25 protein-coding genes, 1 pseudogene and 1 riboswitch are annotated in these 25528 nt (G+C 71.7%); of the genes and pseudogenes, 11 read left to right on the forward strand and 15 right to left on the reverse strand.

Translation table 11 applies throughout. The annotated features are described in order from the left end of the window. Window positions 1–163 precede the first annotated feature (163 nt). Window positions 164–616 (reverse strand): RpiB/LacA/LacB family sugar-phosphate isomerase, encoded by a 453-nt coding sequence (locus ACILSK_RS24250; protein WP_395729759.1) that lies wholly within the window; start codon window positions 614–616, stop codon window positions 164–166. Between the two features lie 24 nt (window positions 617–640). On the opposite strand from ACILSK_RS24250, the gene ACILSK_RS24255 reads away from it, so the two are divergent. Further along, window positions 641–1120, forward strand: coding sequence for an SRPBCC family protein (locus tag ACILSK_RS24255; protein WP_395729760.1), 480 nt, complete (start codon window positions 641–643; stop codon window positions 1118–1120). Between the two features lie 8 nt (window positions 1121–1128). Here ACILSK_RS24255 and ACILSK_RS24260 read toward each other — a convergent pair whose 3' ends face one another. Continuing rightward, the gene (locus ACILSK_RS24260) at window positions 1129–1395 is read right to left on the reverse strand and encodes a hypothetical protein (protein ID WP_395729761.1); all 267 of its coding nucleotides are present in this window, start codon (window positions 1393–1395) and stop codon (window positions 1129–1131) included. Between the two features lie 39 nt (window positions 1396–1434). Between ACILSK_RS24260 and ACILSK_RS24265 the strand changes: the two genes are divergently transcribed. From ACILSK_RS24265 to ACILSK_RS24275, 3 genes are all read left to right on the forward strand, one after another. After that, entirely contained in the window at window positions 1435–2442 is a 1008-nt protein-coding gene (locus ACILSK_RS24265; protein WP_395729790.1) for a zinc-binding alcohol dehydrogenase family protein, read from the forward strand. Between the two features lie 50 nt (window positions 2443–2492). Then, on the forward strand, window positions 2493–2909 hold the full coding sequence (locus ACILSK_RS24270; protein ID WP_395729762.1) for a VOC family protein: 417 nt from the start codon (window positions 2493–2495) through the stop codon (window positions 2907–2909). A gap of 125 nt (window positions 2910–3034) precedes the next feature. Continuing rightward, on the forward strand, window positions 3035–4099 hold the full coding sequence (locus ACILSK_RS24275) for a DUF1996 domain-containing protein (RefSeq protein ID WP_395729763.1): 1065 nt from the start codon (window positions 3035–3037) through the stop codon (window positions 4097–4099). Window positions 4100–4106: 7 nt separating this feature from the next. Here ACILSK_RS24275 and ACILSK_RS24280 read toward each other — a convergent pair whose 3' ends face one another. Then, on the reverse strand, window positions 4107–5288 hold the full coding sequence (locus tag ACILSK_RS24280; protein ID WP_395729764.1) for a DUF3500 domain-containing protein: 1182 nt from the start codon (window positions 5286–5288) through the stop codon (window positions 4107–4109). A gap of 95 nt (window positions 5289–5383) precedes the next feature. On the opposite strand from ACILSK_RS24280, the gene ACILSK_RS24285 reads away from it, so the two are divergent. After that, the gene (locus ACILSK_RS24285; RefSeq protein ID WP_395729765.1) at window positions 5384–5704 is read left to right on the forward strand and encodes a putative quinol monooxygenase; all 321 of its coding nucleotides are present in this window, start codon (window positions 5384–5386) and stop codon (window positions 5702–5704) included. On the opposite strand, the gene ACILSK_RS24290 is transcribed toward ACILSK_RS24285, so the two are convergent. Beyond that, window positions 5687–7249 carry an MFS transporter gene (locus tag ACILSK_RS24290; RefSeq protein ID WP_395729766.1) on the reverse strand — a complete coding sequence of 521 codons (1563 nt, stop codon included), beginning with the start codon at window positions 7247–7249 and terminating at the stop codon, window positions 5687–5689. The two genes, ACILSK_RS24285 and ACILSK_RS24290, sit on opposite strands and share 18 nt — an antisense overlap. 70 nt (window positions 7250–7319) lie before the next feature. Continuing rightward, on the reverse strand, window positions 7320–8042 hold the full coding sequence (locus ACILSK_RS24295) for a transglycosylase family protein (RefSeq protein WP_395729767.1): 723 nt from the start codon (window positions 8040–8042) through the stop codon (window positions 7320–7322). Window positions 8043–8048: 6 nt separating this feature from the next. Continuing rightward, a riboswitch (cyclic di-AMP (ydaO/yuaA leader) is annotated at window positions 8049–8250 on the reverse strand. Window positions 8251–8651: 401 nt separating this feature from the next. On the opposite strand from ACILSK_RS24295, the pseudogene ACILSK_RS24300 reads away from it, so the two are divergent. From ACILSK_RS24300 to ACILSK_RS24310, 3 genes and pseudogenes are all read left to right on the forward strand, one after another. Continuing rightward, window positions 8652–8990, forward strand: a pseudogene (locus ACILSK_RS24300) (sugar phosphate nucleotidyltransferase); the annotation flags it as partial. 106 nt (window positions 8991–9096) lie between these two features. After that, entirely contained in the window at window positions 9097–9885 is a 789-nt protein-coding gene (locus tag ACILSK_RS24305; protein WP_395729768.1) for a sugar phosphate nucleotidyltransferase, read from the forward strand. Between the two features lie 249 nt (window positions 9886–10134). After that, on the forward strand, window positions 10135–11559 hold the full coding sequence (locus tag ACILSK_RS24310; RefSeq protein ID WP_395729769.1) for a DUF2252 domain-containing protein: 1425 nt from the start codon (window positions 10135–10137) through the stop codon (window positions 11557–11559). 291 nt (window positions 11560–11850) lie between these two features. Here ACILSK_RS24310 and ACILSK_RS24315 read toward each other — a convergent pair whose 3' ends face one another. Genes ACILSK_RS24315 through panB form a run of 8 tightly spaced genes read right to left on the reverse strand, consistent with a single transcriptional unit; the run spans window position 11851 to window position 18687 of the window. Next, complete coding sequence (locus ACILSK_RS24315; protein ID WP_395729770.1) at window positions 11851–12270, reverse strand: DUF5709 domain-containing protein; 420 nt, start codon at window positions 12268–12270, stop codon at window positions 11851–11853. A 49-nt stretch (window positions 12271–12319) separates the two neighbouring features. Next, entirely contained in the window at window positions 12320–12898 is a 579-nt protein-coding gene (locus tag ACILSK_RS24320; protein WP_395729771.1) for a hypothetical protein, read from the reverse strand. Window positions 12899–12953: 55 nt separating this feature from the next. After that, a complete protein-coding gene (locus ACILSK_RS24325; protein ID WP_395729772.1) occupies window positions 12954–13484 on the reverse strand; it encodes a MarR family winged helix-turn-helix transcriptional regulator in 531 nt (176 codons plus the stop codon). Between the two features lie 40 nt (window positions 13485–13524). Next, a complete protein-coding gene (locus ACILSK_RS24330; RefSeq protein ID WP_395729773.1) occupies window positions 13525–14829 on the reverse strand; it encodes an NAD(P)/FAD-dependent oxidoreductase in 1305 nt (434 codons plus the stop codon). Between the two features lie 57 nt (window positions 14830–14886). Beyond that, window positions 14887–15507 carry a DUF998 domain-containing protein gene (locus ACILSK_RS24335; protein ID WP_395729774.1) on the reverse strand — a complete coding sequence of 207 codons (621 nt, stop codon included), beginning with the start codon at window positions 15505–15507 and terminating at the stop codon, window positions 14887–14889. Further along, entirely contained in the window at window positions 15477–16586 is a 1110-nt protein-coding gene (locus ACILSK_RS24340; RefSeq protein WP_395729775.1) for a P1 family peptidase, read from the reverse strand. Before ACILSK_RS24340 ends, ACILSK_RS24335 begins: the two co-directional genes overlap by 31 nt. Then, complete coding sequence (locus ACILSK_RS24345; RefSeq protein WP_395729776.1) at window positions 16586–17806, reverse strand: M20 family metallopeptidase; 1221 nt, start codon at window positions 17804–17806, stop codon at window positions 16586–16588. The genes ACILSK_RS24340 and ACILSK_RS24345 overlap by 1 nt, the downstream gene beginning before the upstream one ends. Before the next feature lie 2 nt (window positions 17807–17808). After that, window positions 17809–18687, reverse strand: coding sequence for a 3-methyl-2-oxobutanoate hydroxymethyltransferase (gene panB / locus ACILSK_RS24350; protein ID WP_395729777.1), 879 nt, complete (start codon window positions 18685–18687; stop codon window positions 17809–17811). Between the two features lie 267 nt (window positions 18688–18954). On the opposite strand from panB, the gene ACILSK_RS24355 reads away from it, so the two are divergent. The 3 genes from ACILSK_RS24355 to ACILSK_RS24365 all read left to right on the forward strand — a co-directional run bounded on the left by ACILSK_RS24355 (window position 18955) and on the right by ACILSK_RS24365 (window position 22721). Beyond that, on the forward strand, window positions 18955–20145 hold the full coding sequence (locus ACILSK_RS24355) for an alpha/beta hydrolase family protein (protein WP_395729778.1): 1191 nt from the start codon (window positions 18955–18957) through the stop codon (window positions 20143–20145). Window positions 20146–20247: 102 nt separating this feature from the next. Continuing rightward, on the forward strand, window positions 20248–22086 hold the full coding sequence (locus tag ACILSK_RS24360; RefSeq protein ID WP_395729779.1) for a sensor histidine kinase: 1839 nt from the start codon (window positions 20248–20250) through the stop codon (window positions 22084–22086). Continuing rightward, a complete protein-coding gene (locus tag ACILSK_RS24365; RefSeq protein WP_395729780.1) occupies window positions 22077–22721 on the forward strand; it encodes a response regulator in 645 nt (214 codons plus the stop codon). Before ACILSK_RS24360 ends, ACILSK_RS24365 begins: the two co-directional genes overlap by 10 nt. A 114-nt stretch (window positions 22722–22835) precedes the next feature. Here the strand turns inward: ACILSK_RS24365 and ACILSK_RS24370 are convergent, their stop codons facing one another. Both ACILSK_RS24370 and panC read right to left on the reverse strand, forming a co-directional pair. Beyond that, window positions 22836–24185 carry a serine hydrolase domain-containing protein gene (locus tag ACILSK_RS24370; protein ID WP_395729781.1) on the reverse strand — a complete coding sequence of 450 codons (1350 nt, stop codon included), beginning with the start codon at window positions 24183–24185 and terminating at the stop codon, window positions 22836–22838. A 414-nt stretch (window positions 24186–24599) separates the two neighbouring features. Then, the gene (panC, locus tag ACILSK_RS24375; RefSeq protein WP_395729782.1) at window positions 24600–25460 is read right to left on the reverse strand and encodes a pantoate--beta-alanine ligase; all 861 of its coding nucleotides are present in this window, start codon (window positions 25458–25460) and stop codon (window positions 24600–24602) included. Window positions 25461–25528: the final 68 nt, after the last annotated feature.

Below are 25528 nucleotides of genomic sequence, written 5' to 3' on the forward strand. Positions count from 1 at the left end.
TGCCGGCGATCACCGCACCGAAGAACGCGGCCTTGTCCTGCCAGTCGTACACCCGCTTCCGCGGGCCGGTCATCGATCTTGAAGACACGCAACACTCCTCAGTCAGGGTGTGTTGCATCGACCATATGAATCCAGGGGCCGCGGAACGGCCACCAGCCCATGATCAACTCGAGGTGGGTGGGCCGATCGCATCGAGGTGATCGATGTTGGCCCGGTCGCCGGCATCGGTGGAGGCGCCCGCCCCGAACCAGGCGTCCAGTATCTCGGTCAGCACGGCCCGCGAGGTCCAGCGCAGCGACAGGGCCAGCACATTCGCGTCGTTCCATTGGCGGGCGCCCGCGGCGGTCGGCGCGTCCCAGCACAGCGCGGCCCGCACACCGGGCACCTTGTTGGCCGCGATGCTCGCTCCGGTGCCGGTCCAGCAGCAGACGATGCCGGCGTCGGCCCGGCCGTCGGCGACGTCCCGCGCGACCGCCTCGGACGCCCACGCCCAGTCCGGCCGCTCCGCGTCGGTCAGTGCGCCGTGCGGGATCGGCCGGTGGCCCCGCCGCGCAAGTTCCTCGAGCACGGCCCGCGCGACGCCGGTGTCCTCGTCGGCGGAGACGGAGATGCGCACGGCCCGCAGGCTACCGTGAATCCCATGCCGCAGGTCAGTGCCGAGGTGATCGTGCCGGTCCCGCCGGACGTGGCCTTCGCCGTGTCCCAGACCACCGGCGCGGTGCGGCTGTCCTGGGACCCGTTCATCCGCCGGCAGTTCTTCCTGGACGGTGCGACCGAACCCGGCAAGGGCGTTCGCACCCGCACGGTCGCCCGGTTGGGACCGGCGATGACCAGCGAGTACGTGTCGTACCGGCCGCCGACCAGCGTGGGCATGACGATGGTCGACGGCCCGTGGTTCTTCGAACGCTTCGGCGGCGGGTGGCGGTTCGAAGCCCATCCGAAGGGGACGCGGGCCGTCTGGAAGTACACCTATTCGGTCCGGCCGGCCTGGCTGCGGCGGGTCGCCGAGCCGATCGGGCACTGGCTGCTGGGCCGCGAGATCCGCCGCCGCATCGAAGCCTTCGGCGCGGCCTGCCGGGACCGGGAGATCCTCGCCGCGGTGCGCGGCCGCGAAGGGTAGGTATGGCGTCAGCAGCGCTTGCGGGGGTCGCTGGCGGCCAGCTTCTCGACGATCGTCAGCGCGTCCCGCAGGGCCAGACCGGTGGCGTCACGCAATTCCTTGACCGCCTCCACCTTCTTGTCCTGCCGGCACAGCACGCGCACCCGATGGGCCAGATCGGCGTCGATGCTGACGTTCGTCGGATCGACCCTGCTCCTCGCCGCCCGGCGGATCGCCAGGAACGGGATGGTGAGCACGGCCAACGTCACGAGCGCAATCCAGATCCAGGTGTCCACGTGGTTCATCCTAGAAACGTGACCAACACACCCTCCGTCATGCAGGCGTGGCGCGTCCTCGCTCCCAGCCCGATCGCCGGCCGGCCGCTGCGGCCGGTCGAGCTGCCGACGCCGGCGCCGGCGACGGACGAGTTGCTGGTCCGGGTTCGGGCGTGCGGGGTATGTCGCACCGATCTGCACGTCACCGAGGGCGATCTGCCCGTGCACCGAGCCGGCGTGGTGCCCGGTCACGAGGTCGTCGGCGAGGTGGTGGGCATGGGCACCACGGTGGCCGATCACCACATCGGTGACCGGGTCGGCATCGCCTGGCTGCGACGCACTTGCGGTCAGTGCCCGTACTGCCGGCGCGGCGCGGAGAACCTGTGCCCGAACTCCGCCTACACCGGGTGGGACGCCGACGGCGGGTACGCCGAGTACGCCACCGTGCCGGCCGACTACGCGTACCGGTTGCCGGACGGGTACTCCGACGCCGAACTGGCGCCGCTGCTGTGCGCCGGGATCATCGGCTACCGGGCGCTGCGCCGCAGCGGGCTCGAGCCGGGCGGTCGGCTAGGCATCTACGGATTCGGGGCCAGTGCCCACCTCACCGCGCAGCTGGCGATCGCCGCGTTGCACGCCCGGGTGTTCGTGATGACCCGGGCGGCCGCCGCCCGCGAGCTGGCCGGCGCGCTGGGCGCCGAGTGGGTCGGTGGCGCCGCCGACGAGCCGCCCGAGAAGCTCGATGCCGCCATCAATTTCACCCCGGCCGGGGATCTCGTTCCGGTGGCCCTGCGCGCGTTGGACCGTGGCGGGGTGCTGGCCATCGCCGGCATCCACCTGTCCGACGTGCCGGTGCTGCATTACGAGACCGAGCTGTTCTACGAACGCGAGGTGCGCAGCGTCACCGCCAATACCCGCGCCGACGGTCGGGAGTTCCTGACGCTGGCCGGCCGGCACCGGCTGGCGGTCAGCACGACACCGTACCCATTGGGCGCGGCCGACCGGGCGCTGGCCGATCTGGCCGCCGACCGGGTCAACGGGGCCGCCGTGCTGGTCCCCGGATCCTGACCGATGATCGGCGAGCGGGGCGCGAACCGGCCGGCCCCACGAGAGGTGGCATGGTGAGCGAACGCGTGGTGCGGCAGATGCGACTCGTCGTCGAGGCGGCCGACTACGACGAGGCGGTGACCTTCTACCGGGACGTGCTCGGCGCCCGCGAGGAACTGGTCGTGCACGGCGCCGCCGGCGAGAAGGTGACCATCCTGGACGTCGGCCGCGCGACGCTGGAGCTGTCCAACCCGGCCCAGGTGGCGATGATCGACGACATCGAGGTGGGCCGGCGGGTGGCCCCCCGGCTGCGGGTCGCGTTCGAGGTCGCGGACGTCGACGGGACGACCCGCACCCTCGTCGCCGCCGGCGCCGAACTCATCGCGCCGCCCACCCGGACGCCGTGGGACTCGCTGAACGCGCGGTTGGCCGCGCCGGCCGGGCTGCAGCTCACCCTCTTCCAGGAGGTGGGCCCGGAACCAGCGTGATCCGTCCGAACCGGAACTGAACATTCGCCGAACCCGATCGCCGCGCGCCGCTGGCAGCGTCGGATGTGGTCCGGGTCAACCCGGCGAGCGGGCCCAACGGTCCAAGTCGGAGGGGAGGCTCCAGGATGACTCATCAGGAACCAGGGCGCAGCTGGGTCGCCCGGCACCGGACGACGACGATCGCCGCGGCCGCGATCCTGGCGATCGCCGTCGTCGGCGGCGGCACCGCGTACGCCATGTCCGGTCATAACAACGATTCCGCAGCGGCCGCGGCGCCGGCCGCATCGGCGACCGCGACGACCCCGAGCGGGATGCGGATGAAGGCGCCGCCGGCCGGCGTCCCACAGAGCGCGATCTTCACCGACACCTGCGGGCTGTCGAGGACCGCCAACGACGACCCGATCCTGTACCCCGGCCAGGCCGGGGTCGCGATGCTGCACAACTTCTTCGGCAACACCGGCGTCACCGCCGGATCGACGGCCGCGACCCTCACCGGGGGCGCGACCACGTGCACCACCGGTGCGGACGCCTCGTCCTACTGGACCCCCGTGCTGTACCGGGACGGGCAGGCGCTGGCGCCGTCGAAGGCGCTGATCTACTGGCGCACCCCCGGCCGGGACGCCGCCACCACGCAGACCATGCCGGCCGGGATCAGCCTGATCGCCGGCGACGAGAAGGCGACCGCACCGCAGAGCCGGCAGGTGGTCACCTGGCAGTGCGACGGCAACGGGGTGATCAGCGGCGCGGCCGATACCCCGCACGACTGCGCCGCCGGCGAGCAGGTGCGGCTGGTGCTGACGTTCCCGTCGTGCTGGGACGGGCACACACTGGACGGCGCCACCCAGACGAACGTCATCTATCCGGGCACGGGCGACACCTGCCCGGCCGATCATCCGGTGCGGATCCCGCAGGTCGTCCTGCACGAGACCTATCCGACGTCGTCGGCGCAGAACCTGACCCTGTCCATGGGGCCCGGGATGGCCGGATCGACCGACACCGCGCACGCCGACTTCGTCAACGGGTGGACCCAGGCGACGTTCGACACCGCGTTCGCCACCTGCGTCACCGGCGGCAAGGCATGCGGCCGGGTCAGCGGGCCGGACGCGACGCCGGCCCACCCGGATGCGCTGGTGAACCCGGCCAAGGCCAGGCAGCCGATGTCGTCGGCCGCCGCCCGACCGACCCGCTGAGCCGGGTTCAGTGCCGGTGGGCCGCCCGGTGCCCGGCCAGCACATCCAGGCCGAAGTCGGTGCTCGGGTCCCGCCACACCGAATGCGCGTGGTTGGCGCTGCGTTGGGTGTTGTCCCACTCGATCAGCAGGTTCGGCCCCTGCAACCGGTAGTAGTGCGGCTGCCCCTCGTCGGTCGGCCCGGCCCAGGCGAAGAACACCTGGTCCAGCACGGCGTCGTCGAGGTAGCGCTCGGCCGGCGACACCGCGGCCGGCACCCGCCCGAAGTAGGTGTCCAGCAGGGCGCCGAGCACCGCCCGCTGATCCCCGTCGAACTCGGCCGCGGCGACGCCCTTGGGCGCCGTGCGGTACGAGACGACCTCGTGATCGGCGTCGGACAGGCCGGCGTTCTCGTCGAACCTGTCGGAAAGAGCCTGCAACTTGGCCTGTTCCACCGGGTCGGGGAACTTCTCGTCGCGCCAGATGCCGACCAGCGGGATGGTTCGGTCGCCGTCCGCGACGACCGTCCGGTTGGCCGCGACCAGGTCGGCGGGCGCCCGGTCGAGCAGGACGGCCCGCCGCCGGACGTCGCCGTGCAGCGAGCGGACCAGATCCCGACCCAGATCTTCGACCCGGGCCAGCGGCCGGTTGACCGCCCCGCCCAGCAGCGGCGAGGATGCCGGATCGGCGCCGAGGAACAGCGGTGTCGACGCGACCAGCGCGCCGTCCACGACCAGGTTGTTCAGCGAGACGTGGTGGCCGCCGAACCGCCAGCCCCACGGCTTCGGCCCGCCCGGTTCACCGAACACCCGCAGGTAGTACAGCCCGGGGTCGCGGCCGCGCACCCGGTCGAACCGGGTGACGAACCCCTCGAGCTGGTCGAGGACGTTCTCCAGGCCCATGATCGTGGCCACCGTGACGTACGCGGGCGTGGACAGTCCGGTGGAGATCAGGCGCATCATCGCCCGGTGCTGATCGGGCCGCTGCTGGTGCACGGTCAGCCCGCCGTGGTCGGTTGGCGTGTAGAACCAGCGGCGCCGCTCCGCGTCGGTGGCATCGTCGGCGGGCGGGTGGCCGACCCCGATCGCGCGCTGCTCGTCGTCGAGGGTGTCCAGCCAGGCCAGCGCGGCCCCGGCCATCGCCGTCCCGATCTCCCGGCGGGCGTCGGTGACGTCGCCCCCGTCGCGGTCCCCCCGACAAGCCTCGGTCATACCCCGAAATCTAGCGCTCCCGTCGAACTTGGGCCACAATTCCGGGGCCGACCGCGGTCCCCTCGAAACCCCTTTTCTTCCGCCAGGAGTCAACGATGACGACACCCACCGACGCCAATCCCCAACTGCTGACGGTCATTGCGCACATGCGGGCCAAACCGGGCAAACGGCAGGAACTGCAGGACGCTCTCGCCGCCCTGGTCGGGCCGACCAGAGCGGAGGAGGGTTTCGTCAATTACGACCTGCATCAAGGCATCGAGGACCCCGACCTGTTCTACCTGTACGAGAACTGGGACAGCGCTGAGCTTCTCGACACCCACCTGGCCGCCCCGCACCTGGTCGAATTCGCCGGCCGGCTCGACGACCTGGTGGCCGAGCCGGGCCTGACGATCACCCGGCTACGCCGCATCGCCTGATCCCGGGACGTCCGCCGACGGCTGCATCTCGACCGGGCGACTCCGCCGGGGCAACAGCAGCGACAATGCGGCCCCGACCAGGCACAGGGCCGCGGTGACCAGGAAGATCTCCTGGTACTGGCGTTCCACTGCGTTCAGGAACGCCTGGGTGTAGGCGGCCAACCGTTCGTTGAACTGCTCGTCGGTCATCCCGATCGGCAATGGCGGCACCAGCCGCGCGGTCGACTGCCCGAACCGCCACAGGCCGAACGCGGTCAGCGCCGCCAGCCCGACCAGCATGCCGGTCATCCGCGCGACGACGACGGCGGCCGACGCGACCCCGTGCGACCGCCCGGGCACCACCCGCAGCACGACCGAGGACAGCGGGGCGATCACCAGCCCCAGACCCAGCCCGACGATGACCAGGTCGGTGTCCAGGACGGGAAGACCGAACGGATGGAACTCGCCGGCCACCCCGGCGGTCCACCGCCCCATCGACAGGTAGCCGATCGCGGCGATCAGCAGACCGACGGCGCCGACCCAGCTCTCCGCCAGGTGTCGGGCCAGCAGGCCGCCGATGACCGCCCCGATCGGCAGCGCGACGAGGAAGCGGGCGACGAGACGGGCGGCCTGGGCGGAATCCATCCGCAGCAGCGTCTGCGCGAACAGCTCGACGTCGACGAGGGTGACCATCAACGCGGCCCCGGAGATGGCGCTGACGCCCAGCGCCAGCAGGAACGGGCGGAAGCGGACACCGTCCGGATCGAGCAGCCGGACCCGGGCCCGCCGCTCGTAGAGCACGAAGACAACGACCAGGGCAACGGCGCCGGCCAGACAGGGCAGGCCCCAGGAGGGCAGCACGGAGTGCGCCGGGTCGGGGTTGTACAGGCCCACCACCAGCAGACCCAGAGCCAGGGCCAGCAGGCCGCCGCCGACCACGTCGACGCCGCCGGGACCGGTCGCCCGCACCCCCGCCGGCACACTGACCTGCACGACGATCATCGCGATGACGGCGAGCGGAAGGTTGACCCAGAAGACCCAGCGCCAGCTCTCCGGCTGCAGATCGACGAAGAATGGCCAGGACCCGAACAGGGCGGCCAACCCGACGCCGTACAGGGTGCCGAGCACGCTGCCGATCTCCTGCGCGGCGCCGACGGCACCCAGCGCGGTGGCCCGGCGCGGTTCCGGCCACAGGTCGGCGACCAGCGCCATCGTGACGGGGAGCAGGGCGCCCCCGGCGACACCCTGCGCCACGCGTCCGAACACCAGCAGCGGGATCGACCCGGCAAGGGCGGTGATCGCGGAGCCGACGGCGAACCCCATCAGGCACAGCTGCAGGACCCGGCGACGGCCGAAACGGTCCGATGCCTGTCCGAGCAGTGGCATCGCGGCCACATAGCCGAGCAGGAAGCCGGTGACGATCGGCGTCGCCCGCTCCAGCCGGCCCACCGGGATGCCCAGGTCGATCACCATGTCGACCAGCAGCCCCACGACCACGTACGCGTCGAGAGCCGCCAACAGAACCGCGGTGCCGGCTGCGGTCACGGCAACCCGGCGTCCCCCCACGCCCGGATGCTACCGGGGCGCGGGGACGGCCGGTGGGGAGCCGATCACCGACGATCGGCTCCCCGTCAGCTCACGGAATGCGGATGACCTGGCCCGGGAAGATCAGGTCGGGATCCGGGATGATGTCGGCGTTGGCCTGGTAGACGGCCTGCCAGCCACCGGCCACCCCGTTCGCGGCGGCGATCTTGTACAGGGTGTCGCCGGACGCCACGGTGTAGCTGCCGTCCGCGGCACTGCCGGAGCTCACCGAGGACGACGAACGCTCGTTGTCGTTCGACGACCGGCTGCTGCGCGACGACTGCTGGTCGTCGTTGTTCGTGCTGCGGCTGCCGCGGGATGCCTGGTTCGACGAGCTGGACTGCTCGTTCGACGAGTCGTTGGACGACGCGGAGCTGCTCACCGAACGCTGGGACGGGCCCTCGCCGCCGCCGGCGTACGCGCAGGCCCAGGCGCCCCAGCCCTGACCGGCCAGGGTCTTCTCGGCGATCGCGATCTGCTGCTCCTTGGTCGCCAGGTCGGCGCGGGAGGCGTACTCCTGGCCGCCGAAGGCATTCCAGGTCGACTGGGAGAACTGCAGGCCACCGTAGTAGCCGTTACCGGTGTTGATGGACCAGTTGCCACTGCTCTCGCACTGCGCGACCGAATCCCAGGTCGAATCCGGTGCGGCGGAGGCGGTTCCGGCTCCGAGGCCGAGGGCGGCAGCCCCGGCGACGACGCCGACGGCGGCGCCGCGAAGGGCAAGGGTGCGAGCCACGGAGGGCTTGCGATGGCGTGCGACGGTACGACGCGTCATGTGATGGTTTCCCCTAGCTGCGCCTGCGAGGTGAGCTGTCGGGTTCGGGCGCGACCCAAGTCGCCTCCGCACGAGCGGATGGCAGATGGGTGCAGGGGATCGCCCGTCCGGCCCCGCTGACGCGATGCCGGATTAACCCCAAGGAAGCCGTGCGGCTCCCGAAGTTGGTTTCCCCGCTGCTGTCCTAGCCTTTCTGCGGTCACGGTCTCCGGGCCGGAGCGGACAGCACTCGGCGCGTGGCCCGGAGGTTTCTGGACTGGTTGCCGGTCGAGAACCCGGCCCCGACAGACGATACGGACGGGTCGGGGAATGTCCAGGGAGCCGATTTGGACATAACGGAATGGTAACGATCGACATGACCACCCGGCGCCGGACGTTTCCGCTGCTGGACCGGGGTGAGCTGACGTCCCGTGGAGCGCCGATTGACCGATCGTGTGAAATGCTCGAATTCACCCGTTCGGAGCAATCTCCGACTCAGGCCGCCATGGGCGGCCCACAGCCGTCGCACAGAGTGTGCGCCGGAGCACTCGGTCGCCGGGTACTGGGTAACCCGTCCCGGAGCGGATGAAACACCGCGTGGCGGGTGGCCGGGCAGGGAAGTGACTGTGCATGACCCGTGTACGCGCACTGTGCGTTGTCCTGGCCGGCGGACGGGGTTCGCGGCTCGGCCCCCTGACGACCGGACGGGCCAAGCCGTCGCTACCCGTCGGCGGCAACTACCGGCTGGTGGACATCGCGCTGTCCAACGCGACGCACAGCGGACTGACCGATGTCTGGGTGCTGCAGCAGTACGAGCCGCACCTGCTCGGCGAGCACCTGGCCGGCGGCCGGCCGTGGGACCTGGACCGGACCCGGGGTGGGTTCCGCATCCTGGCTCCGTTCCAAGGACCCGAGCACGATGGCTTCGCCTCCGGCAACGCGGACGCGCTGGTCCGTCACTGGCCGGTCATCGATTCGTTCGATCCCGACGTCCTGCTCGTGTGCAGCGCCGATCACCTGCTGACGCTGGACTTACGGGACGTGATCGGCGCCCACCTCGCTGGACTTACGGGACGTGATCGGCGCCCACCTCGACGCCGCCGCCGATGCGACCGTGGTGTCGACAGTCATGCCGGCCGGCACCGACGTGTCTCGCTACCTGGTCGTCCAGGCCGACGGCGGCCGGGTGCGGTCGGTGGACTACAAGCCGGATTCGCCGACCGGCCGCTGCGTCGGCACCGAGGTGTTCGCCTACCGGCCGGCCGCCCTGGCCGAGCAGCTCCACGATCTGCACCGCGACGGTGAGCTGGGCGATTACGGCGAGCGGCTGCTCCCCCGGCTCGTCACGGACGGCGTGGTGGCCGACTTCCGGCACGACGGGCACTGGCGTGACCTCGGCACGCCCACCGCGTACCTGGACGGGCAGCTCGAACTGCTCCGGAAACGCTCGCCGTTCCGGTTGGACGATCCGGCCTGGCCGATCCTCACCTCGATGCCGGTGCGGGGACCGGCGATCGTGCGGCGCACAGCGTCGCTGGACCGCGCCGCGCTCGCGCCGGCCGCCGATGTGGCCGGTGAGGTGGTGAACTCGGTCGTCGGTCCCGGCGTCGTGATCGAGCGTGGCGCGCGGGTGCGGCACAGCGTGTTGATGGACGACGTGGTGGTCCGGGCCGGTGCGACGGTGGCCCGATCGGTGGTCGCCGAGGGCAGCGTGATCGGCCGGCGGGCGGTCCTCGGCGCACCGAACGCGGTGCACCCGGTCCTGGTCGGATCGCATCGCCGGATCCCCGCGGACACGGTGCTCCCGGCCGGATCCGAGCTCGAGCCCCGGCGTCCCCGGGACTTGATCCGCGGCACCCGTTGAGACGGACCCGTAGGCAACTGCGCGGACGAAACGGCGTCGATTGTGGCGGGTGGGACGCAAGTTGCCCGGTTCAGCCGCGCCGGCCCAGTTGATCCGCGCGGGAGGGCGGCGGCCCGGTTCAGCCGCGCCTTCCCAGTTGACACGCGCGGGAGGGCGGCGGCCCGGGGATGGCCTCCGCGCGGAACCGGCGGGGCGGTCCGGCGGCAGGGCGTCCGCGCGCCGGGGCGCCGGTGGCGTTAGGGTCCGGATGTGATCGGGCGTAACAAATCTCGCGGGCACGTCGTTCTGGCCACCGCGGACAGCGATTCCTTCGACTCGCTGTCCAAGCGGCCGACCGCCCGGGCGGACCGCTTCCGGATGGGGAAGGACCTGCGGGACAGGGTGTCCCGGCAGTCGTTGGGCGACTGGGCACCGCCGATCGGGCGGCCGGACCCGGTGCAGCTGATCATGGACTCGCATGAGGGGCGGTTGGACTGGCTGATCCCGGTGCGGGTCGGCCGGATGATCGGCAGCCCCTACGGCTTCCTGCGCGGCACCGCGATCGTGATGGCCGAGGACGTCGCCCGGCTGCCCTCGACCGGAATCACCCCGGTCATCTGCGGCGACTCGCACCTGGGCAACTTCGGCTTCTATGCCTCCCCCGAACGCGACCTGGTGATGGACCTCAACGACTTCGACGAGGCGCACCCGGGCGGCTGGGAATGGGACCTGCGTCGCCTGGTCGCCAGCATCTGGGTGGCCGGCCGGCAGAACGGGGCGAGCGAGGCGGACTGCGAATCAGCCGCGATCCAGTGTGCCGCCGCCTACCGGACCGAGGTGCGCGAGCTGGCCCTCACCCCTCTGCTGGCCCGCTCGTACCAGCGAATCGACGTCGATCACCTCCACAGCACCACCTCGCACGAGTCCCTGCGGCAGGAGATCCGCCGCGCGGTGGCCCGGGCCCGGCACCGCACCAGTGACCGGGCGCTGCCTCGGTTCACCCACGAGGAGCAGGGCCGGCGGCGGATCGTCGAGGACCCTCCGCTGATCACCCGGGTCAGCGATCAGGACTACCAGGTGCTGTCCGCCGGGCTCGACGGCTACCTGCAGACCCTCGCCCCGCACTGGCGACGCGCCCTGGGCGGCTACACGATCGTCGACATCGCGCACAAGGTGGTCGGCGTGGGCAGCGTCGGCCTGCGCGCGTATGTGGTCCTGCTGGAGGGCAGCAGTCCCGACGACGTGGTGTTCCTGCAGCTCAAGCAGGCTCGCCGGTCGGTGCTGGCGAAGTACGTGCACGGCGAATCGGCATGGCACGCCCACCAGGGTCAGCGGGTGGTCGAGTACCAGCAGGCGCTGCAGACGGTCAGCGACCCACTGCTGGGTTGGGCGGAGGCCGACGGGCGCCAGTACTACGTGCGGCAGTTCCGCAACATGAAGGGCACGGTGGCGCTGGACTCGATCGACGGGTCGGCGCTGGCCGATTACGCCGGGATCGTCGGGCACCTGCTGGCCAAGGGGCACGCCCGGACGTCCGGGGCGTCGATGATCGCCGGCTACTGCGGCAAGTCGGACAAGCTCGATCACGCCCTGGCCCGCTTCGCCCGGCTCTACGCCGACCAGACCGAGGCCGATCACGCCGCGCTGGTCAAGGCGGTGGACCGCGGGATCATGCCGGTCGAGCGGGGCCTGTAGCGGGGTTTGTCGGGCCCGGAGGCGGCCGGGCGGGTCCGAGCGATCCCGCTCCGGACATGGACAACCCCCGGGCCGTGACCCTCGTCGAATGAGCGAGGGGCCGACTGGACAGGGTCGGCGGCACCGGGGGTCGGGTGACTGTCCGTGGATTGCTGGACCGCAGCTTCTCGATGAGAACTGGAGGGTCCCTTTCGGTCGGTTGCGTGTACCCGCGAACTTACGTCGCGTCCCGCACCGGCGCAACGGTTTTCCGCCGACCGCGAAAGCCGCAGCGGTCATCCGGTGCTGCCGTCAGCGCTGGTCGTACTCGTCGATGACGTGCATCGCTGCTTCCTCGGCGCTGGCCCCCGCGCCGTCGATGCCGACGTCGTCGGCCAGCACGTCGTTGCGGGTGTCCCCGTAGGCATCGGACCCGTCGCCGACCAGACGTCCGGCCCGCACACCGCCGACCTCGTCGCCGGACTCGTCGTACAGGTTGCTGTCGGCGTCCTCCCACACGTCGGGAGTCTCGGCGGAGAGTAGATCGGACAGGCTGAGCCCCCGCTCCTCCTCGGCCTCGGTGGGCACCTGCACGGACGGCTCACGGTCGGGTGGGTTGTAGCCCTCGTCCAGGTAGTCGTCGAGCCGATCATCGGCCAGCGTGTCGCTGACGGTCAGTTGCTCGGAGACGCCCTCGGTGACGTCGTACCCCGGCTGTGTCTCGTCGATCATGTCCCCACCGTATCCGGCCGGCCCGTCGCCGATGGCCGCCCGGCCCCGGTTACGCGCCGAGCAGGTACAGCAGGGCGCCGACGAGCACCGCGACGCCCATCACCACCCCGGCCAGCAGGCAGGCCAGCACGAGCAGCCAGATCCCGCGCAGCCGCAACGGGGTCAGCGGCGCCAGCTCGTCGCTGGCCGCGAACTCGGCGATCACGCCGGCCGCGCGCACGCCCCGCCACAGTCCGCCCAGTACCCGCAACGGGCGGGATCGGCGCGCGACGGCGACGCCGACCCGGCCCGCAGACAGGTTGTCGACCAGCTGCGTCCACAGCTCCCGCCCGGTGACCAAGCCGGTCAGCGCGGTGATCAACACCTCGGGGTCGGCGGCCACGGCCAGCAACTGGCGGCGGCGCAGCGCGAGCCAGCCGCCCACCAGCAGGCCGAGTGCGGCGAACACCACCCAGAACCAGTCGTCCGGTCCGGGCCGGGCCAGCGCGATCGCGATGACCAGCACGGCCGGCACCACCGGGAACAGCACGACGACCAGCAGCGGCAACCGGGTGGCCCGGATCACCGGGACGAGCAGCCCGACGAACTGCCGGATGGCCCGGTCGCGGCCGCTCGCGGCGGCCGACATCGCTCGACGGGTCCGCGAGACCGGCGCCGTGCCGTCGATCGGGACGGCAGAACCTTCACCCTCTACCGGAGGTTGAGACATTTTCCCCCTCATCCGCAGCCAGGTCGGCCTCGGCGGCGCCACAGTTCACTGCGGTGAGCCGGGCGCCGACCGCCTCCCCTGCCTCGGCCAGTACCCGCAACTGCTCCGGGGTCAACGCATCGATCACCAGATCCCGGACGGTCGCCACATGGGCCGGAGCCGCGTCCGCGATCGCCTGCCGCCCGGCGTCGGTAATCCGCACGAGGAGCCCCCGCCCGTCGGTCAGGCACTCGTCCCGGCGGACCAGGCCCCGGGTCTCCATCCGCTTGAGATGGTGCGAGAGCCGGCTCTTTTCCCACCCGGTCGCCCGGCCGAGTTCGCCGGCCCGCAGGACGCCGCCGTCGGTCTCGGTGAGCACGACCAGCACCTGATAGTCCGCCGACGACAGCGCCGAGTCCGCGAGCAGCTGCCGGTTCAGCGCCGCGGCCAACGGCGCGCCGAACTGCTGCAGCGCCCGCCAGGCACGCTGCTCGGACTCGCTGAGCCAGCGCGGGGAGGACGTCATACCTACGAGAGTACCCAGAAACACCGGCAATGTTGATGGGTCAACTTCGTCCCGGATGCTCGAAAACCGGCACGTCGCCGACGATCGGATTGGTCCGGCGCGACGGGGCGAGGTACTTGGTGGTCAGGTTGACGAACGTGGCCAACCGGTTGCGGTTGCCGAGCAGCATGACGATGTGCACGAACAGCCAGGCGAACCAGGCGAGCGTGCCGGTCAGCCGGATCGACCGGCCGCCGACCAGCTCGATGTCGGCCACCGCCGCACGCCGGCCGACCGTCGCCATCGTGCCCTTGTCGTGGTAGTGGAACGGGTGGGTGGGCCGGCCGAGCGCGAGCGCGGCCACCTGCCGGCCGGCGTGCCGCCCACCCTGCAGCGCCGGCTGGGCCAGCTGGGGCAGCGGATCGGGCAGCAACGCGACGTCACCAACCGCGAAGATCGTGCGGAACCCGGTCACCCGCAGGTCCTTGTCGACACTGATCCGGCCGCCGCGACCCTGGGGCAGGCCCCACTCGCCGACGACTGCGGGCACGGTCACCCCGGTCGCCCAGACCACCACCCCGGCCTTGAGGAACTCGCCGCCGCCCAGCACGACGCCATCCGGCCGCACCTCGGAGACGGACGTGTTGAGCCGCAGCTCGACCCCGCGCTCGCGCAAGGCTCGAGCGGCGAACTCGCGCAGGGACGACGCGAACGGCGCGAGGACCTTGTCCGCCATCTCGACCAGCACGATGTGCGTTCGCCGCGGGTCCAACTCGGGATAGACGGTGGCCATCGCGTCGTTGCGCAACTCGGCCAGCGCACCGGCCATCTCGACCCCGGTCGGTCCGGCGCCGACGACGACGATGGCCAGATCCTCCTCGGTCTGGGCCGCCGCGGCGTGCTCCAGGTTGGTGAAGATCCGGTCGCGCAGCCGAAGGGCCTGGGCCCGGGTATAGATCGCCAGGGAGTGCTCGGCCGCCCCCTTGGTCCCGAAGTAGTTGGTGGTGGCGCCGGTGGCGATGATCAGGTAGTCGAAGTGGATCGTGCTGCCGTCGGTGAAGATGATCACCTGGCCGGCCGGGTCGAGTCCCGCCACCTCCCCCTGCCGGAAGCACACGTTCTTCTGCGCCATCCGGGTGGCCCGCAGGAAGAACGTGACGTCGCCGGGGTTCAGTCCGGCCGTCGCCACCTGGTAGAGCAGCGGCTGGAAGGCGTTATAGGTATGCCGGTCGACCAGGGTGATGTCGACGTCGGCCTTGGCCAGCGCCTTCACCGCGGTCAGTCCGCCGAACCCGCCACCCAGCACCACCACATGCGGGCGGCGGCGAGCGGCGGAGTCCTGGACGGGGGTGCTGGGTTGCGTCATGCGCGCTCCTTGACCTGAAGACTCGACCGGCGGTGGGTGTCCCGGTCAGTGCCAACGCTAACCTCCGGGGCCGGCCGCTCGGATCCGGGATTGGCCGGCCGCCACCGCGTGGACGCCGACCAGCAGCATGTCGATGACGACCAACGTGCCCTGCCATAGTGCCCAGGACCGGGGGGCACTCAACCCGGCGGTGTCCACCCCCGCCGCCGAGACCACGACCAGCAGGCCGACCACCGCGGCCGCCGCCGCGAGAACCGCGGCAACCCGCCTGGCCAACGGCCCGGCCACCCGGATGGCCGCCAGGATGCCCAATGGCAGGAACACCAGGGCAACGATCGCGCCGACCATGTGCACCTGGGCGTGCCAGGACATCGCTCCCCCGCCGTCGTCGGTGCGCACGACCGCCATCACCGCGGCGCCGGCGAGGCCCATCCACAACAGCGCGGCCGCGGGGCCCGGCGCGGGGGCGGCTTCCAGGAGCAGCAGCGGTGCCACGGCGAGCGCGAGCGCCCACACCGTGAAGACCCAGCCGGACGGGCCCAGCCCGTACTGGGAGACCGAGATCTCCGGCGGGAACGGGTCGCCGGCCAGCACCTGCATCGCCACCCACAGCAGAGCGCCGGCGGCGGCGCAGCAGCGGCCGGCGATCAGCGCGCCCCGTGCACCACGTCCGTCCACGAGGGCCATTGTCCGGCCGGGGTGCCGACGGAGGCCGCGGCGAGCATGGCCCGGACGATCGCCCGGCTGACCGCGTTGGCCGCTTCGACGGTGATCTGCCGGTAGCGCAGCGGGTCCGGCACGGGGCCGCGGGCGGTGGCGACGCCGAAGACGATGTCGCCGTCATCCATGGTGTGCACCGGATTGAGCGCACGGGCCATCCCGTTCTGGGCGACCGCTGCCATCTTGGTGCACTGCACCTTGGTCAGCGTGGCGTCCGTGGCGACGACGACCAGGGTGGTGTGCAGGGCGGCATCGGCGGGTGGGGTCGGGGGTTGGCCAGGCCGGGCCGGGCCGAAATCGAACCCGGCGACGTCCGGAGCGGTGATCGCCCGGAGCCGGGCCCGGGCGGCGTCGTCGGGGACGGGCTGGTCGGGCGCGTCGCCAGGCAGCAGCCACGGCTCGCCGAGCAGGCCGCCGGTGCGTGGGTCGAGCGGGCTGCCGGCGGCGTTCACCGCGGCCAGCGCGGCCACCGTTGCCCCGCCGGGCAGCAGCACCGACGCGGTGCCGATGCCCGCCTTGAGCCCGGCGGCGACCGCCCCGGTCCCGGCGCCCACGTTGCCCTGGGCGGCGCCGGACCGGGGCTCGCCCGCATCGGTGTCGGCCAGCGCGTTGGCCAGCGCGGCCGCGCCGAAGCCGGCGTCCGGCCGGGCGGTGTACGAGCCGCCGCGACCGAGATCGAACAGCGACGCGCCGGGTACCAACGGGACCACGGCGTCCGGGTGCGGTCCGACCCGCAGACCCACCCGGCGGGCGGCCAGCTGGTCGGCGACGCCGGTGCCGGTGGACGTGCCGAACGCGCTGCCGCCGGACAGCACGATCGCATGCACTCGCTCGACCGAGGCGGTCGGGCCGAGCAGGTCGGTTTCCCGGGTGGCCGGACCGCCGCCGCGGACGTCGACGCCGGCGACCATGCCGTCGTCCGGGGCGAGAATCACCGTGGTGCCGGTGAGAAAGCCGTGGCCGACGGCGGTGTGGTGCCCGACCCGCAGGCCCGCGACGTCGATGAGCGCATTGTGCCGGCCCGGCCGCATCCGCATCAGTCCCCCAGGAAATGTCGGGCCGCCGCGACGTACGCGCGGGTGCAGGTCGCGATGTCGGCCACCGGGACATACTCGTCGGCCTGGTGGGCGATCCACTTGCCGCCCGGACCGTAGACCACGGTGGCCAGCCCAGCATCGCGGGTCAGGATCGTGCCGTCGGTCGCGCCGGGAACACCGCCGATCACCGCGTCGGCGCCGGTGGCGGCCCGGTGCCCGGCGAGCATCGCCTGGACGACCGGGTGGTCGACCGGGGTGTCGACGGGAGGCCGGTCGTCGATGACGGTCACCTGCGCGGTCAGGCCGGCGTCCTGCGCGATCCGGCCGGCCGTGTCGGCGAGCTGGGTGATCAACGCGGCGTGCACGACGGCCGGCGTGGTCCGGATGTCGAGCGCCACCGTCGCGGTGGCCGGCATGACGTTGATCTGCTCCAGGTCCCCGGCCTGCAGGACCGTCGGGGTCAGGCAGATCGGGCCGAGCAGCGGGTGATCGCCGTGTGCGGCGCGCAGGACGTGCTGGGTGTCGGCGATGGCCGCGAGCATGGCGGCGATCGCCGGCAGCGGGTTCCGGCCCATCCAGGGCATCGCGCCGTGGGCCATCGCGCCGGTGAACGTGATCACCAGCCGGATCGCCCCCTTGGCCACCGGGCAGACCTCGCCGCCCTCGGGCTCGCCGACGATCACCCCGTCGATCCGGTCGATCCCGGCGAGCGACCCGGCGACCAGGTCGGCGGCGAACCGCTTGGCGCCCAGCATCATTCCCTCCTCGTCGGCCAGCACCCCGACGACGATCCGGCCGGCGAAGCCGCCCAGCTCGACTGCGCGCGCGGCGTGCAGCATCGCGGCCACCCCCGCTTTCATATCCGCGCTCCCCCGGCCGCGCAGCCGCCCGTCCATGATGTCGCCGGCGTAGGGGTCGAACGACCAGGAGCCCGGGTCGCCCTCGGTGACGACGTCGACGTGCCCTTCGAACATCAGGGTCCGCCCGGGGCGGCCACCGTCGACGACACCGATCACCGAGGGCCGGCCGGGTGCGGCCTCGACGCTGGTGACCGCCCAGCCGAAGTCGCGCATCAGCTCGGCCAGCAGCTCGGCGGCCGGCCGTTCGACGTCACCGGGTCCCTCGTGCACGGTGCGCAGCCGCACCAGACGGGCAGCGAGGTCGACGACGGCAGCGTCATCGACCTCCACGTCGAATTCGTCGGGCCGCGCCGCGGGCACGGTCAGTTCCCGCGGAGCTCGCGGAACCGGGCGAGCTCGGCCGCGTCGATGCCGTAGGCGTGCTCGGGCGCCGGGAAGTCGCCGGCCCGCACCTCCCGAGTGTAGTCGGCGACCCCGTCGGCCATCGCGTCCAGCAGGTCGGCGTAGCGGCGAACGAACTTGGCCCCCTTGCCTTCCCGGATACCGAGCAGGTCGTGGAAGACCAGAACCTGGCCGTCGGTGTCCGGGCCCGCGCCGATGCCGATGATCGGCACCGTGGTCAGCGGCATGATCTCGGTGGTCAGCGCGTTCGGCACGGCCTCCAGCACGATGCAGCAGCAGCCGGCGTCCTGCAGGGCCAGCAGGCCGTCGGTGATCCGGATCGCGGATTCCGCGCTGCGGCCCTGCGCGCGGTACCCGCCCAGTGACGTCGCGGACTGCGGGGTGAGGCCGACATGGCCGACCACCGGGACCCCGGCGTTGACGATGGCCCGCGCCCGGCTGACCGAATCCGGATCGCCGCGTTCGAGCTTCACGGCGTCGACACCGCCCTCCTTGACGAACCGGACGGCGGTCTCGATGGCCTGCTCGTCGCTCACCTCGTAGGAGCCGAACGGCAGGTCCGCGACCAGCATGGCGTGCGTCACGCCGCGGCGGGTGGCCTTGGTCAGCACCAGCATCTCGTCGACGGTCACGTGCACGGTGCTGGGATGGCCGAGCACCGTCATCGCGCCTGAGTCGCCGACCAGCACCATGTCGACGTCGGCCAGTTCGGCGGCCACGGCGCTCGGGTGGTCGTACGCGGTGACCATGACGATCTTGCGGCCGGCGCGCTTCATCTCGAACAGATCCGGAATGACGATCGGCCGGCGACCGGCGGGCACCGCGGGGCGGGTGGACATCGGACGCTCCTTTGCTCCGGCCGGGCGGCACGACGACCGTCGCGGGCGGGATGCGACGGTACCGTGCGCGTCCATTGCTACCACTGCCCGACGACCTGCCGGCGATCGATGTGACCCACTCCACCCCGACCCGGCGGCGCGGCGGGCGTTGTAGTGCCAGCGCTATTGCCCGGCGGAGTCGCCTTCGATGAGCTGAGGCCACGCCAAGGCCCGACCGAGAGCCGGGCCGCTGATCGTGGCCCGCCACGAGGGAGGATACCCACCGACATGCTGTCCACCGACCCACTGTTCGACGATCTCGCGTTCGCCCTGGGCCTGGGTCTCGGGGGCGCCCCCGGCGAGGTCGTCGCCGCCTGTGCCGACATCGCGGACGGCGACGATGACGCCTGGCACGACTCGTGGACGACGACCGCCGAGCGCCTCGTCTCGGTGGCCGACCGATCGGTGGCGGCCGGGCACCGTAGCGCGGTCGCCCGGGACACCTACCTGCGGGCATGCCGCTACTACGCGATCGGCTACCACCCGCTGTTCGGTGCGCCCATCGACGAGCGGCTGCGCACCGGGTTGGCCCGACAGTCGGACGCTTTTGCCAAGGCCAACGCGCTGCTCGACCGCCCGGGTGAGCAGCTGGAGATCCCGTTCGAGGGGACGACCCTGCCCGGCTGGTTCCACCGCGCCGGTGACGGTCGCCGGCCGCTGGTGGTGGTGACCAACGGCTATGACGCCACGATCTACGAAACCTTCCTGGCCCAGACGCTTCCCGTCCTGGCCCGGGGCTGGAACTGCCTGATCTTCGACGGGCCCGGCCAGGGTCGGGTCCTGTTCGACCAGGGCCTGTACCTGCGGGCCGACTGGGAGAACGTGCTGCCGGCCGTCCTGGACGTCGCGCTCGCCCGGCCGGACGTGGATCCGGCGCGGATCGCCCTGACCGGGTGGAGCCTGGGCGGGTACCTGGCCCTGCGGGCCGCGAGCGGCGAGCATCGGCTGGCGGCGTGCATCGCCGATCCGGGGCTGTTCGCGATGGACGCGGGCATGACGGGGCGGCTGCGCGCGGCCGGCGTCCCCGAGGACGTCATCGCCGGCTATCCGGACCTCCCGGCGGACGTCCTGGCGACCGTGGAGCGGGGCATCGCCGCCAACCGGGCCCAGCGCTGGGCGATCATGCAACGCGGCTTCATGGTGCACGGCGTCGGCTCGCTCGCCGAGTACCTGACCGCTATCGCTCCGTTCACGCTCGACGGCCGGTTGGCGGACATCCGCTGCCGCACCCTGGTGTGCGCGGCGGAGAACGATCCGCTGTCCGCCAGCGCCGATCTCGTCGCCGACGAGATACGGGCACCGACCACCCGGCTAACCTTCCTCGGGGCCGAGGGCGCCGGCGACCATTGCGAGATGGGCAGCCGGGCGTTGTACGACCTGCGGACCTACGACTGGCTGGCCGAGGTGTTCGGCGGGTGAGCGCAGGCGCCGCCGCACCACCGGAATAGGATCGCGGTCCATCGCTGCGGTGCGCCGCCGTCCCTCCTGCTCATCGCAGCCCCACGTCAGTCAAGGGTGGCCATGCCGCAGGAATCCGTCGTCGACGACGTGACGTCACCCCGTGCCCGCGAGGCGAGCCACGCCCATCTGGATGAACCGTTCGCCGGGCCGGTGCCGCGGCCCCGGCACACCCTGGTGGTGCTGGCCGCGTTCTGCGCGGTGCTGGCCGGGACGGAGGTGCTGATCCTCGTCGCTTCCGGCTGGGACGGGCTACCGCTGGTGTTGTGGGAATCGATCGTCGTGCTGTACTTCGCCTCCGGGCTCATCGCCCTCTGGCGGCAGCCGCACAACCCGTTCGGGTCCTTGCTGCTCGCGACCGGGATCGTGCACTGGTGCGCAGCCATGGTCACCGTGCCGGTTCTCGGGTTGACCACGATCGGCGCGCTGACCAGATCGCTGCCGCTGGCGATCATGATCCACGTCGTCCTGGCCTTCCCCACCGGCCGGTTGCCGAGCCAGCTGGCCCGGGTGGCGGTCGTTCTCGCCTACCTGACGTCGACGGTTCTGGAGGTGCCCTCGGTCCTGCTCGACGCATCGAGCCCGATCCGGGTCGCGGATCCCGGGCCGGCCGCGCCGGTGCTCGAGGTCCTGAACACGCTGCAACGCCCGGCCGGGCTGGCGTGTCTGCTGCTCGCCATGCTGGCGCTGTGGTCCCGCTGGATCACCCGACGGCGGTACCGGGACGACCGGCTCGGACCGTTCGTCCTCTACGGGTTCGCCTGCCTGATCGGGATGACGCTGACGGTCGTGGCGCGAGGACTGGACGCGGCATCGCTGGGCGATCCCGCGGTGCTTCGGCGCATCGCGGAACTGCAGGGGTACCTCATTGCGTTGTTGCCGGTGGTCTTCCTGATCGGCCTGCTGACCGGCTCCTACGGACGGACCGGCGAGCTCCGCGAGTTCTTCGCGGGCGTGGGCGGCCGGGAACCGGCGCCGGCCGCCTTCGACGCCGCGGTCGGGCGGGCGGTCGAGGTGCCGGGGAGCCGGGTGGTCTACCGGGCCGACGACTCGGACGACTTCGTCGAGACCGACGGAGCCCCGGTGGCGCCGGCGGCGGGCGAGCACTACTACCCGATCCGCTACGGATCGGCGGTGGTCGGGGCCGTCGCCTACCGGCCGGACGCCGGGGTCGACCCGAAGCTGCTGGCGGCCGTGGCCGAGGCCTCCGCGCTGGTCGTCAGCCATCGCCGGACCGTGGCCAGCCAGCAGGCCACGTTGCTGGAGCTTCGGCGCACCGACCGCGCGCTTCGCCAGTCCCGGCGCCGGATCGCGCAGGCCGGTGACCGGGAGCGCCGGCGGATCGCCCGCGACCTGCACGACGGACTGCAGCAGCACGCGCTCGCCCTGGGCCTGCGCGCCCAGGAACTTCAGCTCGTGCGCAGTGATCCGGACGCGGTCGCCGCCACCGCCGGCGCGCTGCGCGACGGCATCGTGACCCTGCTGGCCGAGTTGCGCGACCTCATCCAGGGCATCATGCCGGCGCCGCTGGTCGAACGAGGCGTGGTGTCCGCCGTCCGGTCCCTCTCCGGCCGGCTACCCGTCCCGATCGACGTCCGGGTCACCGGCGAATCGCGCCGGCTGGCGGCCGAGATCGAAAGCACGGTCTACTTCGTCGTGCTGGAGGCGATCACCAATGCCGTCAAGCACGCCCGGTGTACGGCGATCACGATCGAGCTGGAGCTCGCCGCCGATCGGGTGACCGCGCAGGTGGCCGACGACGGGATCGGCGGGGCCACGGTGGGCGCCGGATCGGGTCTGGTCGGCGTGCGGGACCGGCTGGCGGCGTTCGGCGGGACGCTGGAGGTCACCTCCGGAGCCGATGCGGGGACCAGGATCCGGATGATGGTGCCGTGCGGATAGCACTGGCCGAGGACGAGGCCCTGTTCCGGCAGGGGCTGGGCAGCCTGCTCCGCGCGTCCGGCCACGACATCGTTGTGTCGGCCGTGGACGCCGACGAATTGCTGGCGCAGGTGCCCGCCGCCCGCCCGGACCTGGTGATCACCGACATCCGGATGCCGCCGACCCACACCTCCGAGGGGTTGGCCGCGGCGATCCGCATCCGGCAGCTGATGCCCGATGTCGCCGTCGTCCTGCTGTCCCACCACGTCGACGCGCAGGGCACCGTCGAGCTGCTGACCGCGGGTCGGCGTCGGATCGGCTACCTGCTCAAGCAACGGGTGCTCGATTTCGAGATGTTCAACGGCGTGCTCGAACGGGTGCAGGCGGGCGAATCGGTCATCGATCCGGAAGTGGTGTCCGACGCCCTCGCGGCCCGCCGGGAGCGCCGCGCGGTCGACAGCCTGACCCCGCGGCGGCTGGACGTGCTGACCCTGATGGCGCAGGGGTACAGCAACGCCCGGATCGCCCGCGAGCTGGTGGTCACCGAGGCGGCGGTGGCCCGCAACATCGCCCTGATCTTCGAGACCCTCGACCTGCCACAGGATCCCGACATCCACCGGCGGGTGCTGGCGGTGATCGAGTACCTCAACCGCTAGTCGGCCGAGCGTGCGAGGCCGACTAGCGGGACCAGCGGGGCTTTCGGACCGGGCGCAGGCAATCTGGCGACGCAGGAGTCTGATTGATCAGCGCGGTCCTACACCCCGCCGAGGTCAGCCGCCGGTGCTGGTGGCCGCGGCCGACGTCGGCGCTCCGCTACCGGTCGCCCCGGGCGCCGCCGCCGGGTCCCCGGGAACGACCATGTTCGGGTAGAAGATCGGCAGGATGCCTTTCAGGATGGCCAGGGCCGAACCCTCCCCGTTGGGGATGGTCGCCAGGTTGGTGGCAATCACAATGGTCAGGCCGGATTCCGGGTCGTGGCCCATGAACGTCATGTAGCCGGGGATCTGCCCGTCGTGCCCGTACAGCTTGTCGAACTTGACGATGCCCAGGCCGTATCCGGATTCGGGCTGGGCCGGGTTGATCGGCTGGATGCTGTCCATCCGGATCTTCTGGGTCGCCGCGTCGAGCAGGCCGCCGTCGACCATTGCCTCGACGTAGGTCTTCATCTCCTGCACGGTCGAGATCGCGCCGCCGGCGGTCCACGCCCACGACGGGTTGGCCATCGTCTCATTGTTGGGCAGCAGGCGGCCGTCCAGCGCGAGCGGCTGATCCGCCGCGGGCAGCGCGAAGGTGTCGATCGTTGAGGTGTTACTGCCGAACGAGTAGCCCTGCGGGTGCGGGTTCGGAACATCCGAGTTCAGCGGCAGCGAGGTGTCTTTCAGGTCGAGGGGGGTGAAGATTCGCTCCTCGAAAGCCTGCGACGCGGTCATCCCGGTCAGCTTCTCGATGACCAGCCCGAGCAGGATGATGTTGGTGTTGCTGTAGTTGAACTCCTGTCCGGGCGGCCCGTTCTGCGGATGGCCGAACGCGATGTCGAGCAGCTCCTGCGGCGTCCAGACCTTCTGCGGCTGCTGATCCAGGGTGTTGTTGAACGTGGGGTCGAAGCTGTAGCTGTAGAGACCGCTGCGCATCTCGGACAGGTTGGCGATGGTGATCCCGTCGCCACCGGGCACCCCGGGGATGTACTTGGAGATGGGGTCGTTCAGTGCGAGCTTGCCCTCCTGCACGAGTTGCAGGATGACGGTCGACGTCATGGTCTTGGTGTTGCTGCCGATCCGGAACTGGTCGGTCGCCTGGATCGGGTCGTCCATGCCCCAGGTCCGGGTGCCGAAGGTGCCCGTCCACTCACCCTCATCCTTGGACGAGATCAGCACCACCGCACCGGGTATCACGTTGTCCGTCATCGTTTGCTCGACGGAGGCGGAGACCTTGGCGACGTACGCCGGTTCCGCTCCGGCCGACGCGCTCGCCGGCCCGGACGCCGCGCCGGACCCGGTGGCACCAGACGCGGTGGTGCTCGCGAGCGTCGTGCTGCTCGCCGAGGAGTTCGACGAGGTACAGCCGGCCATTCCGATCAGTCCGACGGCCAACGCCACGGCGATCAGGCGGTTGCGATTCATGCTCTCTCCAATGATGGGCCGACGGACGGGTCGATGGACTCCCGGCTGAAGCCGGCGGACGTTGGTACGCTCCGGCGCCAACTGAGGACGAGCACGACCGGCGCCAGGAGCATCGACGTCCACCCGATGAACCGGAAGATGGCGTCGGACTCCCAGATCGCGGGCAACGCGTCGCAGGATCGAGCCGGCCAGGACGCCGGCCATTCGCCTTCGCACGCGCCCTCCCCCGTTCGCACCGACCCGATCGGCCGGGGCGCCAGGCGCACCCGTCCAGTGACCAGTTCATCGCGTCCGGGGAGCCGAGGGAATAGCCCTAGGACTACATCAACCGGCCAGCAACCACCCGAAAAGATGCATCCTGTCCGACGATGCGATTACCGGTTGTGACACCCGGTGTGGGCAGGACGGCTGACATCACGAAGCGGACCCCTGACGCAGCACCACGTTGTCGATCAGCCGGGTGCCGCCGATCACCACGGCGACCGCGAGCACGGCCGGGCCGGTCACCAGCACCGGGATGGGCCGGAACGTGTCGGCATCCACCAGTTCGAGGTACTCGACGTCGATCGCGTTGTCGGTGAGGACCTTTCGGGCGGAGTGCAGGAGCGACCAGGCGTCGCTGATGCCACCGGCGGCAGCCAGCTCGGCGGCCCGCAGCGCCTCGGCGACGTGCGCGGCCCGGGCCCGGTCGAACGGGCTGAGCCGCCGGTTGCGGCTGGACATGGCCAACCCGTCCGGTTCGCGGACCGTCGAGACCACCACGATCTGGGTCGGGATGTTCAGATCGGCGACCATCGCCTGGACCACCCGGACCTGCTGGGCGTCCTTCTGCCCGAAGTACGCCCGGTCGGGTGAGACCATGCCGAACAGCTTGGCGACGACCGTGGTGACGCCCTGGAAGTGACCGACGCCGCGGTGGGCGCCCTCCAGCGCCTCCACGATCGGCCCGTGCAGGGTGACGGTGGCGCTGAAGCCCGGCGGGTACACCTCGGTCACCTCCGGCGCGAACACGTAGTCGACCCCCACGGACGCGGCCAGGTCGACGTCCTTGCCCTCGTCCCGGGGGTAGGCGGCCAGGTCGGAGGGATCGTTGAATTGGGTGGGGTTGACGAAGATGGACAGCACCACGGCGTCGTTGTCCGCGCGGGCCTGTCGCGCCAGCTCCAGGTGGCCGTCGTGCAACGCCCCCATTGTCGGTACCAGCCCGACGGAGCCCGATCCCCGCACGGGCGCCAGCGCGGCACGCAGGTCGGCGACGGTCCGGACGATTCTCATCGGCGCTCGGACTCCCGGAGGTCGGGCGATCGGGGCGGCACCGCGATCGGCTCGGCCGGAGGGTATCG

This window comes from Nakamurella sp., assembly GCF_044224575.1.
GTDB lineage: Bacteria > Actinomycetota > Actinomycetes > Mycobacteriales > Nakamurellaceae > Nakamurella.